This is a genomic window from Roseibium sp. RKSG952 (assembly GCF_009711355.1).
On record NZ_SMMF01000932.1, the window covers coordinates 58,240 to 76,970 of the forward strand.

16 protein-coding genes are annotated in these 18,731 nt (G+C 56.5%); 14 read left to right on the forward strand and 2 right to left on the reverse strand.

Annotation, left to right across the window (positions count from 1 at the left end):
• Position 1: 1 nt before the first annotated feature.
• Positions 2-925, reverse strand: coding sequence for a hydroxymethylbilane synthase (hemC, locus tag E1297_RS25170; RefSeq protein WP_155143244.1), 924 nt, complete (start codon positions 923-925; stop codon positions 2-4).
• 103 nt (positions 926-1,028) lie between these two features.
• On the opposite strand from hemC, the gene tsaD reads away from it, so the two are divergent.
• From tsaD to leuB, 14 genes are all read left to right on the forward strand, one after another.
• On the forward strand, positions 1,029-2,135 hold the full coding sequence (gene tsaD, locus E1297_RS25175; RefSeq protein WP_155143245.1) for a tRNA (adenosine(37)-N6)-threonylcarbamoyltransferase complex transferase subunit TsaD: 1,107 nt from the start codon (positions 1,029-1,031) through the stop codon (positions 2,133-2,135).
• A 94-nt stretch (positions 2,136-2,229) separates the two neighbouring features.
• Complete coding sequence (locus E1297_RS25180; protein WP_155143246.1) at positions 2,230-2,727, forward strand: NUDIX domain-containing protein; 498 nt, start codon at positions 2,230-2,232, stop codon at positions 2,725-2,727.
• The gene (locus tag E1297_RS25185; RefSeq protein ID WP_155143247.1) at positions 2,724-3,722 is read left to right on the forward strand and encodes an NAD(P)H-dependent glycerol-3-phosphate dehydrogenase; all 999 of its coding nucleotides are present in this window, start codon (positions 2,724-2,726) and stop codon (positions 3,720-3,722) included. Before E1297_RS25180 ends, E1297_RS25185 begins: the two co-directional genes overlap by 4 nt.
• A gap of 86 nt (positions 3,723-3,808) precedes the next feature.
• The gene (locus tag E1297_RS25190; RefSeq protein WP_155143248.1) at positions 3,809-4,099 is read left to right on the forward strand and encodes a YciI family protein; all 291 of its coding nucleotides are present in this window, start codon (positions 3,809-3,811) and stop codon (positions 4,097-4,099) included.
• Positions 4,100-4,525, forward strand: coding sequence for an EVE domain-containing protein (locus E1297_RS25195; protein WP_368669672.1), 426 nt, complete (start codon positions 4,100-4,102; stop codon positions 4,523-4,525).
• The gene (locus tag E1297_RS25200) at positions 4,522-5,214 is read left to right on the forward strand and encodes a methyltransferase (RefSeq protein WP_155143249.1); all 693 of its coding nucleotides are present in this window, start codon (positions 4,522-4,524) and stop codon (positions 5,212-5,214) included. The genes E1297_RS25195 and E1297_RS25200 overlap by 4 nt, the downstream gene beginning before the upstream one ends.
• Before the next feature lie 110 nt (positions 5,215-5,324).
• Positions 5,325-6,494: a M20 aminoacylase family protein gene (locus E1297_RS25205; RefSeq protein WP_155143250.1), complete on the forward strand. Its 1,170-nt coding sequence runs from the start codon at positions 5,325-5,327 to the stop codon at positions 6,492-6,494.
• An 88-nt stretch (positions 6,495-6,582) separates the two neighbouring features.
• The gene (locus E1297_RS25210) at positions 6,583-7,353 is read left to right on the forward strand and encodes a sulfite exporter TauE/SafE family protein (protein WP_155143251.1); all 771 of its coding nucleotides are present in this window, start codon (positions 6,583-6,585) and stop codon (positions 7,351-7,353) included.
• A 426-nt stretch (positions 7,354-7,779) separates the two neighbouring features.
• The gene (gene bcsN / locus E1297_RS25215) at positions 7,780-8,748 is read left to right on the forward strand and encodes a cellulose biosynthesis protein BcsN (RefSeq protein ID WP_155143252.1); all 969 of its coding nucleotides are present in this window, start codon (positions 7,780-7,782) and stop codon (positions 8,746-8,748) included.
• 33 nt (positions 8,749-8,781) lie between these two features.
• A complete protein-coding gene (gene bcsA / locus E1297_RS25220; protein WP_155143253.1) occupies positions 8,782-10,977 on the forward strand; it encodes a UDP-forming cellulose synthase catalytic subunit in 2,196 nt (731 codons plus the stop codon).
• The gene (locus E1297_RS25225; protein ID WP_155143254.1) at positions 10,974-13,376 is read left to right on the forward strand and encodes a cellulose biosynthesis cyclic di-GMP-binding regulatory protein BcsB; all 2,403 of its coding nucleotides are present in this window, start codon (positions 10,974-10,976) and stop codon (positions 13,374-13,376) included. The genes bcsA and E1297_RS25225 overlap by 4 nt, the downstream gene beginning before the upstream one ends.
• Positions 13,373-14,452 (forward strand): glycosyl hydrolase family 8, encoded by a 1,080-nt coding sequence (locus E1297_RS25230; RefSeq protein WP_244327879.1) that lies wholly within the window; start codon positions 13,373-13,375, stop codon positions 14,450-14,452. Before E1297_RS25225 ends, E1297_RS25230 begins: the two co-directional genes overlap by 4 nt.
• A complete protein-coding gene (locus E1297_RS25235) occupies positions 14,449-16,491 on the forward strand; it encodes a cellulose synthase (protein WP_155143255.1) in 2,043 nt (680 codons plus the stop codon). The genes E1297_RS25230 and E1297_RS25235 overlap by 4 nt, the downstream gene beginning before the upstream one ends.
• A gap of 170 nt (positions 16,492-16,661) precedes the next feature.
• Positions 16,662-17,774 (forward strand): 3-isopropylmalate dehydrogenase, encoded by a 1,113-nt coding sequence (leuB, locus tag E1297_RS25240; protein ID WP_155143256.1) that lies wholly within the window; start codon positions 16,662-16,664, stop codon positions 17,772-17,774.
• Positions 17,775-17,875: 101 nt separating this feature from the next.
• Here the strand turns inward: leuB and E1297_RS25245 are convergent.
• Positions 17,876-18,731: linear amide C-N hydrolase (locus E1297_RS25245; protein WP_155143257.1), on the reverse strand; the 856-nt coding region annotated here is incomplete at its 5' end.

Consider the following 18,731-nt stretch of genomic DNA (forward strand, 5'->3'; position numbering starts at 1 on the left):
ATCAACTCGACAGAAAACCGGGACCGGCCATGGCCTTGAGGGCCTCACCCGCTTCCCGGCCAAGGCCGGATGGATCAGAAACCGGTCCTTCCCGCTCAACATCGTGAACTTCGCTCCCATCAGGTTTCAGGATTGTACCGCGGAACCTGATTTTGCCTTCGGAAATCTCCGCCAGACCGCCGATTGGCGTCCGGCACGAGCCGTCAAGCACCGCAAGAAACGCCCGCTCGGCTTCCAGACGCACCCGGGTTTCGGGATCATGAATGCCCGACAGCAACATCAAGGTGGCCTCATCGTCCGCTCGGCTCTCAATGCAGATGGCGCCCTGCCCTACGGCCGGCAAGAACGCCTCCACTTCGATACAGCTCGTGATCACATCGTCCAGCCCGAGACGCTTGAGACCTGCAACGGCCAGAAGCGTCGCATCCACCTGCCCTTCCTCAAGCTTGCGGAGACGGGTTTGCAGGTTCCCCCGGTACATCACCACGTCGATGTCGGGACGAAGCCGCTTGATCATGGCCTGACGCCGAAGGGAGCTGGAGCCCACCACCGCACCTTGCGGCAATTCCATCAAGTTCTTGGCCTTGCGTGAGATAAAGGCATCGCGCACGTCTTCGCGCGGCAAAAATGCAGTCAATGCCAGCCCGTCAGGCAGAACAGTCGGCATGTCTTTTGAGGAATGAACCGCAATATCGATGCTCTTGTCGAGCAGCGCTTCCTCGATTTCCTTTGTGAACAATCCCTTGCCACCGACTTCCGACAGGGGCCGGTCCTGGATCTGATCACCCGTTGTCTTGATGACAACGATCTCAAAAGCGTCTTCGGGAAGGGCGTGCGCCGCCATCAATCGGGCGCGGGTTTCATGCGCCTGGGCCAGCGCCAACGCGCTTCCGCGGGTACCGATGCGCAAAGGAGTTGTTTGCAAGAGAGTTGATCCCGATGTAAGGCCCGGACTGGGCAGCACTTGAATTCGACAGAATCCGCCAGAACGTTTGCCCGGCAGAACGAGGCCCAATGCAGCAAACCCGATGACTTCAGTCAATCCGAATCAAGACTACAAGACGCTGACCGTGCTGGGAATTGAAACCAGCTGCGACGAAACCGCCGCGGCCGTTGTGAGCGGGCCTCGCGACAGGGACATACTCTCAAATGTCGTGCGTTCGCAAATCGATGATCACACGGAGTTCGGCGGCGTTGTTCCCGAGATCGCCGCCCGCGCCCATATCGATGTTCTGGACACCATCGTCCGCGAGGCCATGAACAAGGCGGACTGTTCATGGGATGATATTGATGCTGTTGCCGCCACCGCAGGCCCCGGGCTGATCGGCGGGGTCATTGTCGGTTTCATGACGGCCAAGGCCATCGCCATGGCGGCCGGAAAGCCGATCATTGCGGTCAATCACCTTGAGGGACATGCCTTAACCGCCCGGCTGACGGATGATCTGACATTTCCGTTCCTTCTGCTGCTGGTATCCGGAGGCCACAGCCAGTTTCTTCTCGTGCGCGGTGTCGGCGATTACGAACGCCTGGGAACCACCATTGACGATGCCATTGGCGAGGCTTTCGACAAGACCGCCAAACTGCTCGGACTGCCCTATCCTGGCGGACCGGCGGTAGAAAGGATGGCGGCAAAGGGTGATGTTACCCGGTTCAAACTGCCGCGCCCGTTGCTCGACCGGCCCGGTCTGGACATGTCGTTTGCGGGACTGAAGACAGCTCTGAGGACACAAGCCAAAAAGCTGGAACCTGTGGATGACCAGACCATTGCCGACCTGTGCGCTGCTTTCCAGCGCGCAGTTTCGGATGTGCTTGCCAAACGCACGGCAGCCGCACTCCAGCTGTTGCGCGAACGGTATCGGGATACAAATCCGACCATTGTTGTCGCTGGAGGGGTCGCCGCAAACCAGGAAATCCGCAATGCGCTTCAACAAGCAGCGGATGATGCCGGCGCACGGTTTGTCGCACCTCCAATGGCGCTTTGCACCGACAATGCTGCCATGATCGCCTGGGCCGGGATTGAGAGGCTGGGTCTCCGTCCGGTCGATGACATGGACGTTTCTCCACGTCCGCGCTGGCCACTCGACAGCACAAATTCCGGGGTACTCGGTGCGGGAAAGAAAGGCGCAAAGGTATAGGCGGCACACTTGGCCAACAAGCAGCGGCCCAGTCCTGGATCATAACGTACCAGCTGCGGGGACGTCCCCGGAAACGGCAAAAAGGAATCGGTTGATGACAGTCTTTTACAAGGCCTACGTTTACCTCACTTGCGGCAACCGGCTCCTGGTTTTTGAAGAGCCGGACAATCCGCATATCGGGCTTCAGGTTCCGGGCGGCACCATTGATCCCGGCGAGAGTTTTCTGCAAGGCGCAAAGCGCGAATTTACAGAGGAAACCGGTCTGGATCTGGACGTTGCCTTTGACCATTTCGCCGATCAGGATCTGTCATTCGACGACATGCCGTTTGAGGAAAGGCCGCAATCCACTCCGGGGCGCCCCATAACCGGAAGGCATATCAGGAAACATTTCCACGCCACCCTCGACAGCATCCCCTTGGAAGAATGGGAGCATTTCGAGATGACACCTAGCGACGGCGGAGATCCGATCCGGTTCCGGCTGTTCTGGCTCGATCTCGACGATCTGCGCGCAGGAGACCCCGCTGCGTTTTTCGCCGGATTTCACGCACCTCTTGACCTTCTGAGACCCCGTTTGACGAGTAAGGCCGCATGAGTACCTTTCAGAAAATCGGGGTGATCGGAGGCGGGGCCTGGGGGACCGCGCTTGCCTTGACCGCCGCCCGGGCCGGCCGGGAGGTGGTTCTGTGGGCAAGGGATGCAAACACCGTCTCGGAGATCCGGTCCCGCAATCAAAACTCGCGCTACTTGCCGGGAATTACATTTGACAAGGAAATCGAGGCCACCAATCATCTGGAAGACCTGGAGGCGGCTGATGCCCTTTTGCTGGTTACGCCCGCCCAGACGACCCGTGCGATCCTGCGTGATCTTGCTGACATCGGACCTTTCAAGGTACCTCTCCTGCTTTGCGCCAAGGGCATTGAAAGAACAACAGGCGAGCTTTTGTCCGAGGTGGTGGGTGATGAACTTCCCGAAGCGAAGGTCGGGGCCCTGTCAGGTCCGAGTTTCGCCGATGATGTTGCCAAAGGCCTGCCGACCGCCGTCACGATCGCCACTGAGGATACCCAGACGGGCCAGGATCTTTGCAAGGCACTGGCTGCCCCTGCGTTTCGCCCCTATGCTTCAACAGATGTAATCGGCACACAAATCGGCGGCGCCCTTAAAAATGTTCTAGCGATTGCCTGCGGAGCCGTGGCCGGCCGCAAGCTCGGCGCAAGCGCCCAGGCCGCCCTGACGGCACGCGGCTTTGCAGAACTGACAAGGCTTGGCACAACACTGGGAGCCAGACCCGAAACGCTGACCGGACTGTCTGGACTGGGAGATCTCGTTCTGACCTGTTCTTCGGCACAATCCCGGAACTTCAGCTTCGGCGTGAAACTCGGTGAAGGTGTCATGGCGGCAGATCTTATCCAGCGCGGCGGGAAGCTTGCAGAAGGCGCTTATTCGGCGCGGATCGCGGTCGAGCTTGCGCGACGCCAAGCCATCGACCTGCCGATTTGCACCACCGTCGCCAGGATGATCGATGATGCGCTGGCAATTGATGAAGCCATCGCCTCGCTCATGTCCCGTCCGCTCAAGGCCGAAGCGTGACGCAACCACGCACCTGTACCATTGAGTTCTGCCGGCACTGCGCCTAGGTTCGTCTCGAATTTAATGTCTTTTAAGGGGCGGAAACCATGCTCTACGCACTCATTTGCACGGACAAACCGGATGCTTTGCAAATCCGGCTGGACAACAGGCCGGCACATCTGGAATTCCTGAAAGGCCTTGGCGATGCCTTGAAGGCTGCCGGACCGTTTCTCGACGATGGCGGGAACATGACCGGGTCCATGCTGATCATCGAGGCCAGCAACCGCGATGAAATCCTTGCGATCTCCCAAGAAGACCCTTACGCCCGGGCTGATCTGTTCGAACACGTAGACATCCGCCCGTGGAACTGGGCGATCAAGAACCCGGAGGCATCGTAAGTGCAGTATTGGCTGATCAAGTCCGAGCCGGACAAATGGTCCTGGGAACAACAAAAAGCCAAGGGCGACATCGGCGAACAATGGGATGGCATCCGCAACTATCAGGCCCGCAACAACATGCGCCAGATGGAAATCGGCGACCGCGCCTTTTTCTATCACTCCAATATCGGCAAGGAAGTCGTCGGTGTTGTCGAGGTTTGCAGCGACATTCATCCCGACACGACAACGGATGACCCGCGTTGGGAATGTGTGGACTTCAAAGCCGTCCGGGACATGCCGAAACCGGTCACACTTGCCGATGTCAAGGCCGAGCCGAGGCTCGCGAACATGTCACTGGTGACGTCGATGCGCCTTTCGGTGCAGCCGGTCACGGAAGAAGAATGGAAGATCGTCTGTGAAATGGGCGGCCTGAAGGAGCCCGCTTGAGCAGCGGGACGCAAGGCTCTCCAACACCGGGCCGGATCTCCGACCCGGTGGCTTTCATAAAAGCCGAAACACAGGTCAAACCGGTTGCCCATGCCGAGGAAATCCGGCTTCATCAGGCCGATGAAGCCATGGTGCTTTGGCAAAAAACCGAGGACGAGCTGGGCGCGCTCGGGTTGCCTCCGCCTTTCTGGGCCTTTGCCTGGGCGGGTGGCCAGGCCTTGGCCCGCTATGTTCTCGATACGCCCGAACTCGTGCGCGGCAAGAGAATACTCGACTTTGCCAGCGGATCCGGCCTCGTCGGCATTGCCTGCATGAAAAGCCGGGCAACCGCCTGCCTTTGTGTCGATATCGACCCCTTTGCCAAATGCGCTGGAGAACTCAACGCAGATCTCAATTCCGTGTCCCTCACCTATCTGTGTGAGGACATGCTGGACGCGCCGGTCCCTGATGTTGATGTCTTGTTTTGCGGGGACGTGTTTTACGACAAGCCGATGGCTGACAAGGTATTGGCCTTTCTCGACAAGGCACTGGCATCCGGTCTGGAGGTTTACGTCGGGGATCCGGGACGCAGTTACCTGCCCAAAGACCGGTTGACCAGACTGGCCCATTTCACTGTTCCGGTGATCGGAGCGCTGGAAGATGCCGATGTCAAAAACACGGCTGTCTTTCAGCTCAATTCCAAAGGCTGATCGTATTGGCTATAACGGGACCCAATTGTTAAACGTGGCAGGGCCTTGTTTAACGCCGGGCGGCACACCATACGACTTGAAGTGCCCTGAAACCGTTGCAAGGAGTTTTCATGCCGATCGTCAATCGCGTAGCGGATATGGTCGAAGAAGTCATCGGCTGGCGTCATGACATCCACGCCAATCCGGAGCTTCTCTACGACACGGAACGCACTGCAGCAAAAGTTGCGGATCTGTTAAAGGACTTCGGTCTTGACGAAGTCGCGACCGGGCTTGGAAAAAACGGTGTTGTCGGCGTGATCAAGGGCCCCAATGGCGGTTCGGGCAAGACCATCGCTTTGCGGGCCGACATGGACGCCCTGCCGATCGAGGAAATGACAGGCAAGCCTTACGCCTCGAAAAATCCCGGCAAGATGCATGCCTGCGGCCATGACGGGCATACGGCCATGCTGCTGGGTGCCGCGAAATATCTGGCGGAAACCCGGAACTTCGACGGCACGGTCGTTGTGATCTTCCAGCCCGCGGAAGAAGGCGGGGCAGGCGCAAAAGCCATGATCGACGATGGCCTCATGACCCGTTGGCCGATCGAGGAAGTCTATGGCATGCACAACTACCCGAGCTTGCCGATCGGTGAATTTGCGATGCGCAAAGGCCCGATCATGGCGGCGACGGACGAGTTCAGGATTACGATAACCGGAAAAGGCGGGCACGCGGCACGTCCGAATGAAACAATCGACCCGATTGTGTGTGGCGCGAACATGGTTTCGGCCCTGCAGACCATTGCCAGCAGAAACACCTATCCGCTCGAATCGGTTGTTGTCTCGGTTACGGTCTTTCAATCCGGAAGTGCGTTTAACATCATCCCACAGGAGGCGATTTTGCGCGGCACCGTCCGCGCCTTGAAGCCCGAAGTGCGCGAAATGGCGGAACGCCGCTTGAAAACCATCGCTGTATCTGTCGGCGAAGCATTCGGCGCGGCGGTCGACGTCCATTACAAGCGCGGATATCCGGTCACGATGAACCATGATGCCCAGACCGAATTCGCAGCCCAGGTCGCCACGTCGATCTCCGGTCCGGACAAGGTCAACACAAATGTGAACCCGATGATGGGCGGCGAAGACTTTTCCTACATGCTCCTCGAGCGTCCGGGTGCCTTCATCTTCGCAGGCAACGGCAACAGCGCAGCACTTCACCATCCGGCCTATGACTTTAACGACGACCTGATCCCCTATGGCTGCTCCTATTGGATAAAGCTGGTGGAAACGGCTCTTCCGGCAGGCTGATTGCCAGATAGACAAACCCGCGCCGCTCTGTGACTGTAACCCTTTGACGTTTGAAACGCCCTGCGTGTCGCACAAAAGGGGACAGTCGATGGCGGCGTGGCTTTCATCCATCTTGCCCGGTGACATACCCGTCTGGGCAAGCCTTGCATTGGTCCTTGCGAGCTTTTTCACCTCCGCGATGACCGCAGCCATGGGGCTTGGTGGCGGCATCACGCTCACAATCATCATGGCATTTTTCGTACCAGCTAACGCACTGGTTCCGGTCCATGGAGCGGTGCAACTGGGCTCCAATGCCGGGCGGGTGTTTGTTCAATGGACATATGTCGACTGGCTGATAGTCGGATATTTTGCCGTCGGAGCGTTTTTTGGAGCCGCGATAGGCGGCGCCGTTGCCGTGAACCTGCCGCCGGACTTCATCAGGACAGGGATTGCCCTGATGGTTCTTTGGGTGGTTTGGGGGAACCCGCCAAAACTCAAGCAAACATCAAAGCCTGTCGTTGGAATCGCAGGCTTTCTGGCGACACTTCTGTCCATGTTCTTCGCAGCCACAGGGCCGATCAGTGGCTCGGCGCTGTCAATGCTCGGCCTCACGCACTTTCGGTTTGTCGCCAATCAGGCTGCTACAGCCGGTGTCATGCATGTCTTGAAGATTGTCGCGTTTGGCCTTTTTGGCTTCGCATTCGCCCCTTGGGTTGGCTTGATCGCCCTGATGATTGCAAGTGGTCTCCTCGGAACACTAGCCGGAAGCAAGTTGCTGGGACGCCTTGATGAAACGGCATTCAAAAGGGGATTTCGCTGGGGCATGACCGCCCTTGCCGGTGTTCTGATTTCAGAAGTTCTTTATTCGCTCTCGGGGTAGCCGGGCCGCATATCGTTCACATGGCAGAACGGTTCTGTGACACTTTCTGATTGCTCTCGCATATCCGTTTTGGTCAAGACGTTCCGATTTGAGACACACAGTTGCGCGTTTTCCGAAACCCTTGCACTTTTACCTAGCATTTGCTTATGATGTTGCATCGCGGTAGAGCCGGAATTGAGACTGCCTCATGACATTTGTAGGTCTGTGTTTACAGGCTGTTGCCGCAGGAGACGCATTTTAAAAATTAAACAAGCATTAACCATAATTCTTTAAAAAAATTAACAACTTGAAATCCGTGTTTTCTTCAAACTCTCGAAATTTCAAGTTCCAGATAGCTGAAGAGGCTGATTCGTCTGACCCGAAATGTGGTTTCCAACTCCCGGGTCTTTGTGGCGGATGAAGATTTCTAGCCGAGAGCAACTGTGAATGAGACACCAAATAACACTCGCTTGTTGCTCTGAAAGTGCCAATACCCGTTTGATCGAACTCGGCCGGAACATGCGCTTCCTGATTATCACCGTTTTGCTGTTTTCAATTGCAGGCTGTTCAAACTCGTCGAAGGTGTCGCTCTTGAGCAGTTCCAGTTTGCCGCCAAAGGAACAGGCTTTTGTAACACCGCCGCCCGGCGGTCCTGCTGTGCTCGGGATTGTTCAGACCGGCTTTTCCAATGGTGTGCAGCAAGACATCACCCTCGCAAACAACAGCAGGACGCAGGGGCAAAACCTTTTGCGGGTTCAGCTTATTGGCGTAAAAAACAAGGGACAGGAAAACAGCGGGCGATTGTCTGATGCGGTTCCCGATCTTGAGGATATATCGTCTGAAATCCGCGAATTTTTGCCGGGTGTCACCGTGAAACGGTCACCCTATCTGCTGCAGAACATATACGGCCCCTTTTCCTATGCCGCAGGGCGCACTGTATCCGGAGATATCTGCCTGTACGCCTGGCAACGCCTCGGATACCAAATTTCCAAGCAAACCATTTTTTCTCCAAGGGGCGCCATCCAGATCCGCCTGCGCTTGTGTGATTCAAAGAAAAGCGAGCAAGAGTTGCTCCAAAACATGTACAGCTTCAGCATCAATGTCGCGATCCTGGATCCATCCTGGGATCCGTATCTGATGCCGCCAAATCCACCATCTGATTGGGGCCGTTCCGGATACCGCATATCCCCGCAAACCCGTGAAGGTTTTGTCGGCGTCGTACCTGCACGGCAAGTTCCGGTGCGGTCGGTGCCGCGCGCAACGCAACAGGTCCGCCAACCGGCTCCGGGTCCCACAATCACCCCTGCGCCAAGTGCAAGTGTGATCGTTCCACCTCCGCCATCCGCGCCGGTGGTTGTGCCTCGCCCCGCTCAAAAAGTACGTATAATCGATAACAGCACTTCAAATGGCAGCTAGAGGGTTTTGGCGACTGCATCGTGAGCAAGGATTATGAAGTTTTTTCGCGCGCTTTACACCATTGTTTTAGCTTTTGTTTTCTTTTTCTTGCTGACTCTTCCCGTCAACACGGAAGCGCAGTTTTTCATCGACTTGATGATTATACTGTCCATCGGTGTCCTGAAATTGATTCGGCCAGATGGAAGTTTCCGCCTCGTGGTGATCATGTTCGGCGCGGCCATCGTGGTGCGATATCTGTATTGGCGCACCACAAGTACCATTCCGCCTGTCTCCGAGCTTCAGAACTTCATTCCCGGTATCATGCTGTATCTGGCGGAGCTTTACAGCATCATGATGCTTGCCCTCAGCATCTTTATTGTTTCGATGCCACTGAAGCCCCGCCCGCCACGCCGGCTGCAGGACACTGAAAACCATCCGTCGGTGGACGTCTTCATCCCCACTTACAATGAGGATGAAGACCTTTTGGCGGGCACCTTGTCCGCGGCACTTGGAATGGAGTATCCGGCCAACAGGATGAAGGTCTGGCTTTTGGATGACGGCGGGACCACCCAGAAGCGGACTTCAACCAATCTCCGGGAGGCACAAGCAGCCGAGCTCCGCCACGAGGCGCTGAAGAAACTATGTGCAAGTCTGGGCGTAAACTACCTGACTCGGGACAAAAATGAACACGCCAAAGCCGGCAATCTGAACAATGGTCTTGCGCATTCGTCAGCGGAACTGGTTGTTGTGTTCGATGCCGACCATGCCCCGACACGCGATTTCCTTCAGGAGACGGTCGGATTTTTCAATGATGACCCAAAGCTGTTTCTCGCCCAGACGCCTCATTTCTTTCTGAATCCGGACCCGCTTGAAAAAAACCTCCGAACCTTCGGCAAAATGCCTTCGGAAAACGAGATGTTTTACGGCCTCGTCCAGAGGGGCCTGGACAAGTGGAACGGATCGTTTTTTTGCGGATCGGCAGCGGTGCTGCGGAGGGCCGCGCTTGAAGAGACCAATGGTTTCAGCGGCGTGACAATCACCGAAGACTGCGAGACCGCCATATCGCTTCATGCGCGTGGCTGGAGCAGCGTCTACATCGACAGACCACTTATCGCCGGCTTGCAACCTGCAACCTTTTCCAGCTTTATCGGCCAAAGAAGCAGATGGGCCCAGGGAATGATGCAGATTTTGATCTTTCACTTCCCTGCATTCAAATGGGGCCTAAGCCTGCCACAACGGCTTTGCTATCTGTCATCCAGCCTGTTCTGGCTGTTTCCGTTTGCACGCATGATATTTCTCCTGGCACCGCTATTTTACCTGTTTTTTGACCTTCAGATATTCGTGGCTTCCGGTCAGGAGTTTTTCATTTATACTTCTGTTTACATTATCATGAATTTGATAATGCAGAATTATCTTTATGGATCATACCGTTGGCCGCTCATTTCCGAATTGTATGAATACATTCAATCCGTGCACCTTCTGCCAGCGGTCATCTCCGTCTTCTTCAATCCCCGCAAGCCGACCTTCAAGGTGACATCCAAGGAAAGCGCCGTGACCGAACGGCGGATTTCCAGCCTGAGCATGCCGTTTTTCATCATTTTTGCCGTGTTACTTGCAGGCGTTGCGGTCACCTTCTACCGCGTACATACCGAACCCTACAAAGCCGACATTACGATTGTGGTCGGGATCTGGAATTTTCTGAACCTGATTTTTGCGGGATGTGCTCTTGGGGTCGTCTCCGAAAGGGGGGAGCGGCAGGCGAACCGGAGAATCAAGATCCGCCGCCGCTGTGAAGTCCTTGTCGCGGGCGAGTGGCACAAGGCGGCAATCAAAAACGTGTCGACACAGGGAATTCGCGTTGATGTTGTCGGCAAAAACGCCCGGACAATGTCGGTCGGTGACCAGGTTGATTTACGGATTACCCCCAATGCCGACCTTCCGGAAAACATGGTTCCATTGAACATCACGAACCTCGAAAATACACCCGAGGGCGCAACCATCGGCTGTCAGTTCGTGACCGAAAGAACCGAGCACTACAGGGTCGTGGCGGACATCGTTTTCGCGAATTCGGCACAGTGGTTCGATATTCAGATCGAAAGGCGTACCGGTCCAGGCGTTGTGGTTGGGATCCTGCGTTTCTTGCGCATGTCACTCTATCAAACAGGCCGAGGGCTGATATATTTTGGCGCGCATATCGGCAAATCAAAAGATCGGATTGGCATCGGAAAACAATCGGAGGGAAGCTCTTGAGCCGCCCTCTTCACGGTATCCTGCTGGTCCTTGTGCTGTCTGCATGTGCGTTTTTCCCGCGTGATGCGACGGCGGAGCCTGTTCCTTTCAATATGGGGCCCGAACGCCTCCAGCTACAGGATCTTGACGCCCCCCTGCCCGGCATCGAACCAACCCCGGGAGCGGCGGATGTACCGGCATTTCCGTCCCGAGGCCCCTTAGATAGCGATGCGGGCAGTGTCCCGGCAGACAATCCGGCAGCTGACGCGCCCGTAACCACGCGCCGGTTTGTTGTCCCAGACGGCCAGCTACAGCTGCGGGGAGAGATCGACCGCCGTGCATGGTCGGTTGTCTTGACGGCGGCTCAGGCCGAGGCCGCAGCAGCCCTCAACATCACCTATCAGAACTCCGTGTTTGTTGCCCCCGAGTTCTCCGAGTTGTCGGTGTTGATCAATGGCGAACCGATCCTGAAAGAGAGGATCGCATCACCGGACAAACCGGAGCAATGGCGGGTTGATATCCCCGGCGGCGTTTTAAGGGCCGGCCGAAACGAGTTTGCAGTCTTTGCCTCTCAGAGGCACCGCACCGATTGCCATGTCGAATCGACTTTCGAGTTATGGACCAACATTGTAACAGCCGGCACCTACTTGTCCTTTGGAAACGGGCCCGCCAACCGGCTATCCAGTATCTCCGGCCTGTCGGCAATTGGAAATGACGCAGATGGAGTGACACCCATACACATAATCGCGCCGCAGATCGTTGAAACCAGCCTGCGCGACGAACTCTTGCGGCTTGCTCAAAACATTGCACTCATTGCAAACATGCCGCGCCAATCCATCTCTGTCTTCACATCCGTGCCGGAAAACCCGGCGAGACTGACCGTGTTTTTCGGCACCAATGACCACCTCTCCGTCTTCCCGGGCCTCGGTCCCCAAATGGGAGACAAGAGTTTTGCGGGTTTCATTGAAATGCCGCCAAACCGCGGGCATGTCCTGCTGGTGTCCGGCCGGAACCTGATAGATGTGCAAGAAGCCGCGCGGCGGGTTGCGACCGTTGCTTCGCAGACGGAACCCGATGCCGATCTGGATGTCTTGAGGACACAAAACCGGTTTTGGCCACAGCCTCCAATGATAAACCGCGCACGAAGTGTGTCACTGGCCGATCTTGGTTTGGAGACACGGGAATTCTCCGGACGCCTGTTCCGAACCGAGTTCGAATTCGGCTTGCCTGAAGATTTTTATGCCAAAGCCTATGGCTATTTCCAGATCTTGATGGACGCCGCCTACTCCTCAAGTGTCTTGCCGGGCAGCAGCATCTCGGTTTACGTCAACGGAAATATTGCTTCAAACCTGCCAATCAATCAGGTTGGCGGGTCAATCATGAACGGGGCAGCAATTTCGGTCCCGCTTCGCAATGCAAGACCGGGACTGAACCGCATCACGATCGAGGGCCGGTTTGACACCGCAGAGGATGCGTTGTGCGCTCCCGGGACAACCGGCAACGCAGACCAACGGTTCGTTCTGTTTGATACGACCCGGATTGTTTTTCCCGAACTTGCCCGTTTGGGACAGCTTCCGAACCTTGAATCCTTTTCTGGTTTTGGATTTCCCTATTCGAAGCAAGACGACACCACCCGCTTGTTCCTGGCAGATTTTCAAGAATCCACCCTTTCGGCAGCCGCGACACTCTTGTCCAGTCTGTCAGTCGCTGCGGGACGCCCCATCGGTTTCACCAGCACCGGTTCAGTTCCGATCACGCTCGATGACAGTGCCTTGTTCATAGGAAACATATCGGCGCTGCCCCGCGAAGCTCTTTCCTATGTCGGGCTGTCGAGCGCCGCAGACAGCGAATGGGCAAAAAACCCCCTGACCCAAACGGACACACGTCCGCTTGTTCTGGACAACGAGGAAACCCTCGAGAACTGGCGGAGCAAGCTTGCGGAAGGCGGTTGGAGCGGCCGTCTCATGCGATGGATGCGCGATATACAGGAAAACCTCGATCTTTCAGACAAAGACTTTTCGCTGCGCCCCGCGATACAAGGCGGATACGTCCCGCCAGCAGCGACCGATTTGCTTATCGCTCAAAACAGCACGGAGCACCTTCCCGGCGCCTGGACCGTGGTAACAGCCCCAAACAGCCAGCGAATCGACGCCAGTGTGAGCGAGTATTTAACCTACAAAAGCGAGCTGGGCGGGAACATCAGCGCAATCCGGCCGTCGCTTGGCCAGGCTGACAGCATTCAAACCGAACAACCAGATCTGTTCTTCAGCGGGCACTGGAGTATTGCAAACATTCGCATGGTCGCAACGAATTGGCTGTCAGTGAATGCCTTAAAATTTTGCGCAATATTGTTTGTAGTTGTAATATTGTTCGGCACGGCGGCCGCCGGGCTTCTCAGGGTGTCCGGGAGGCGATCATGATGCCGCTCTTTTCCCCTACGCGACTGTCCTTTTTTCTGGCAACACTAGAAGTGTTGCTGCAGTCGACCGCCCTTGCATACGCGGAAGCAAAACTGCCGCGTCAGGGCACTGTTTCTCAAGCAGACTGGACGGCATACACTTCCCGGTTTGTGACGTCCGACGGACGGGTCGTGGACGACGGCAACGGGAATATCAGCCACAGCGAAAGTCAGGGATACGGTCTGTTGCTGGCCTATTTGGCCAATGACGAAGCAACATTCGATCAGATCTGGACTTTTACAAAAACCAATCTTTGGCTGAGGGATGATGGCCTTTTTGTCTGGAAGTGGGATCCGAACTCAAAGCCGCACATCACCGATCCAAACAACGCTTCCGACGGAGATATCCTGATTGCCTACAGCCTGGCACTTGCCAACCGGGCCTGGAACCGTCCGGAGCTGAAAGCTTCGGCAGAGCGCATCGCCCGGGCGATCAGCGAAAAACTATTGTTCAAGCACGACGATGCCTGGCTTTTGAGCCCTGCTGCTGAAGGCTTCTCGGCAAAAGACAGGCCCGATGGGCCGGTGGTCAACCTGTCCTATTGGGTTTTTGAAGCGATGCCTGTTCTGGCAGATCTCCTCAGCACTCAAGAATGGGAGGAACTCAGCGTAGCTGGTTTGCAACTTGTCCAGGACGCGCGATTTGGCCCGGATGCTTTGCCGAGCGATTGGATCAGCGTTCGGGCTTCCGCAGCACCGGCAGACGGGTTCCCGGCAGAATTCGGCTACAACGCAATCCGCGTGCCGCTCTACCTCATGCGCGCCGGTTATCTGTCTCCACCCTTGTTACTGCCTTTTCTGTCAGCCATGGCCCCGGCGGAAAACGGCCTTGCCATCATTGACGTTGAGACAGGTGCGATCAAAAAGCGGCTTACCGATCCAGGATATGCAGCAATCGGGACGGCGCTTCAGTGTGTGCTAGCAGGAGGTGCGTCCTCGGAAAAATTGAGGACCTTTGAACCCACACTTTACTATCCGTCAACGCTGCATCTGCTTGTCTTGTCCTATATCAACGAACATCATCCGAGGTGCAGATGAAGCACTTGGTTCAGCTCGTATTGCTTACAAGTGCAGTCTATTTTGCGCACACGGTTCTGTTTGCGGACGATGCTGTTTCACCGCGCATCACATTCAGCCAAGACCGGCCGGAGATCCAGCCCGTAAAGCCTGCTGCCGATCGCGTTGTTCAGCCCGGCGGAACACGCGTGACACAATCGTCCGGCGATGCAGAAAGCGGAACCAGTCCGCGCCCGGAAGACCTCGCCGGTTTGAGATATTTCGCACAAACCGGAGATGCGGCACGGTATCGGATCGAAATCGAAAGGCTCCAGGCCCTTTATCCCGGCTGGCAACCACCGGCCAGCTTGTCAGACCTTCAAACCGAAGGGGATCCGCAGCTGGATCTGATGTGGCAGCTCTTTGGTGAGGAGAAGTATGCCCAGGTTCGCAAACTGATAGAAGAACGGGTAAAGTCCGATCCCGACTGGTCTCCGCCCGCTGACCTCCTTGCAAACTTGACTGCTGCCGAGGCCCGTGTCCGGTTGGTCAACGCGTCCGGGCTTCAGCAGTACGACACGGTGATTAGGGTCGCAGCGGAAAATCCCGGGCTGTTGACCTGCGCAAATGTCGATATCATTTGGCGGGTCGCGAAAGCGTTTGCCGAAAGAGACCGGCTCGAACGCGCAAAGGATGCCTATTCGTACATACTGGAAAACTGCAGTGTTCCTTCCGAGCGGATCGCGACGCTGCAAAAGGCGCTAGAAGATCTCCCTCGGGATATGGTCGACCAGCTGGTCGCAACGGAACAGGCGCAAGCGGGATCAGAAGAAGAACTGGCTACAATCCGCGGGGATCTTGCGCGTCTCAATGTATCCCAAAGCCTGGCCTCTGACAGCCCCGCTGATGACGCCGATTTGAAGTTGCTCGAGACCGCGGCCCGGGACCGCAACTCCGCCGATGATGCAATGCTTCTCGGTTGGTATTACCTCGGACAAGAGAACTTCGGCACAGCGCAGACATGGTTTAAGCAGGCCTCGGCGGACGGTGCGCGTGAAGAAGCAACACAGGGGCTCGGATTGGCCTTGATCGGCCTCGACCGACCGAACGAGGCGGAAGAGTTGCTTCGCACGGAGTGGCAAGCATCAGAAGATGCCCGCAACAACTATCTTGCCGCGGCCTCCGCTCTTCTGGCAGCGCGGCCTTTGGTCGAGATCGGCGCGCAACCCTTTGCGGCAATCTCCGAAGCGGTTTCAGGGGCGCAAGATGCGCGAGTCGCCCAGGAAATTGCCTGGTATGCTTACGAGATCGCGCAAACGCAAACGGCCTCCCAATGGTTCGAGCTGGCCTTGTCCTGGCAGCCTGACTATGAAGCTGCAGCGTTCGGGTTGGCTCTTTCCCTAAACAAGATGTCTGAAAAGGAGGCCTTGGCGGCGCTTGTCGCAAGCTGGTCGAACCGGTCCGAGAGGATTGCCGATCTGGCGGTGACGTCAGGGGCGCGGACGCAAAAGGTTGCAGGTGGCACCCCCTCCGGCGGCGGAGGGCGTGCGGCCGGATGCGCCACTTCCATCAATCCCGCCAGGCTGTCGCCAGGGACAGCCCTCTCCCGGGGATGGTGCCTTTTGAACAAGAACCGGGCACTGGAGGCAGCCGACAGCTTTGGTGTTGCCCTGACGAGCGGCAGCGGACGGGTTAGAAGCGAAGCGGCCTATGGCCAGACCCTTGCCTACTTGAGGATCGGCCTGCTCAATCAGGCCGCGATTTCCGCGACGCAGGCGAGCCTGCCGCCGGAACAGGCGCGTGAACTTCAACTGGACCTCTTGTCAAAGCGGGCAAGCGCTGCCTTCGAGGCCGGACGCTACAGTGAAACCCTGCTTCTTCTCGACGAGCGCCGCCAATACGCGCCCGAACCTTTCGACCTGATGGAACTTCGGGGTTATGCCTATCTGCAGATGGGCCGATACGAGGCTTCCCTGCAGATCTTTGAAGCCCTTGCGGCTGCAGGCCACAGGGGCGGCGAACGCGGTATCATCACAACCCTTGAAGCCAGAAATGCCCCCCCGAGCACGTCAGGTGACTGACGTTTCAAAGATCAAGGGGAGCCAAGGGACACCGGGTTTGCGGAGGGGGCCTGTTAGTTGAGTTTCCCTGCACCTGCCTTGAACTCTTCGCAACAGCACCGACCTTGAAAGAACGCACGCGGCACGCTACCCCAATTTGACATTTTCCTAATCTGCGGGACCAATCGCCCATGTCTTCTCAAAAACTCCTTCTTTTGCCCGGTGACGGCATCGGCCCTGAAATCATGGTCGAAGTCAAAAAGGTCATCTCCTGGTTCAACCAGAATGGCGGAACCGACTTCGAAACCGATGAAGGCCTTGTTGGCGGTGCCGCCTATGATGCCCATGGTCAATCGATCTCCGAAGAAGACATGGCCAAGGCAATGACCGCGGACGCGGTGATTTTTGGTGCGGTCGGCGGTCCGAAATGGGATGGCGTTCCTTATGAAGTGCGTCCGGAAGCCGGTCTCTTGCGTCTGCGCAAGGACATGAAGCTGTTCGCGAACCTGCGCCCGGCAATCTGCTATCCGGCACTCGCCGATGCATCCTCGCTGAAAAAGGACGTCATCGAAGGTCTCGACATCCTGATCGTCCGGGAACTGACCGGTGGCGTCTATTTCGGCGAGCCGAAGGAAATCATCGACCTCGGCAACGGCCAGAAGCGCGGGATCGACACTCAGGTCTATGATACCTACGAGATCGAGCGGATTGCCGGCGTGGCCTTTGATCTTGCGCGCACCCGCAAGAACAAGGTGACCTCGATGGAAAAGCGCAACGTCATGAAGTCCGGCGTTCTGTGGAACGAGGTGGTCACACAGACCCATGGCAATGGCTACAAGGATGTCGAACTGGAACACATGCTGGCAGATGCTGGCGGCATGCAGCTGGTGCGCTGGCCGAAACAGTTCGATGTCATCGTGACCGACAACCTGTTCGGCGACATGCTGTCGGACGTTGCCGCCATGCTGACCGGCTCTCTCGGCATGTTGCCATCGGCTTCGCTCGGCGCACCGGACGCCGCGACAGGCAAGCGCAAGGCCCTTTACGAGCCGGTCCACGGATCTGCTCCAGATATCGCCGGGACAGGCGCTGCCAACCCGATCGCAATGATTGCAAGCTTCGGCATGGCATTGCGCTATTCCTTCGAGTTGGTCGATGCGGCCGACAAGCTGGACAAGGCAATCGCCAACGCCCTTGAAAAGGGCCTGAGGACCAAGGACATCGCCGCAGAAGGCGACAAGGTGGTGAGCACGTCCGAAATGGGTGATGCGATCCTTGCAGAACTGGATGCGCTAGACAGCTAAAATCAGCTCTCCAATTAGTGCATCTGAACTGGCCGGGCAATTTGACGCCCGACCAGTTCTACTCGCAATCAAGCGAAAAAGTCGCGATCAAAAAAACTGCGTCATTTATCCATTAAAGCCGACTGCTGCTCATTTAATGGGACAAAGTCAGGAGAGGCTGTCAACTCAAGCACCAGAACACCGGAAGCATCCTTTGCAGGTTTGGCATTCGTCCAGTCTGTCTCGTTAAAGCCTGCCAGAGAAAAGGCCATCGCATCCTTGGAACGGATATAATAGGTTTTGTTCTGCAGATCGGCCATGACAGACCATTGCGTGTAGTCCTCGTCAGGTGCTGGCCCGGATGGCACTGGTTGCTCCGTTTCTCTTACATTTTCTGAGGATATTTCGTCATCAGATTCAGGGTCCGGATCTGCGGCACCTGGCCTGATCCATCCTTTGGGTATATCGAAGTTGTTCAGAATGTGCTGTGCCATACTAAGTGCATCTTCTGCAGAGGCTCCGGTATTGGCGGTGGCGACCATACTGGCAACGCGCAAAAAACGTGAAGAGGGCGTTGGGTCACCAGGCAGCCCCACCCATCCTGACCCTTGGCTGAACGTGGGAATAACCTGCTTCAGAATTCTGCCGTCCCCGGCATTGACCGGTGAAAGGTTCACATAGTTGGTCAAATTGATCAATTGCCACGGTAAATCAGGGGAATTGGTCAGAATTCCGACTGGGTTGTCGTACACTTTGAGGACACCATCGACCGGCTCTACTACAATGGATTGGCCTGTCCGGTCATGTAGTGTGTAATGGAAGGGCGGGATGATCTCCAACTCCGGCAAAATCACACCAACAATCGAGACTTCCTTGTTTTCGATTGCCTGTTTCACGCTTTCCACTGTTTCGAAGTTTGACAAGGCCCAATAGAGAAAGTCTCCGGGCGCTAGGTGTGGTTTCCAATCAGGTTGTTCC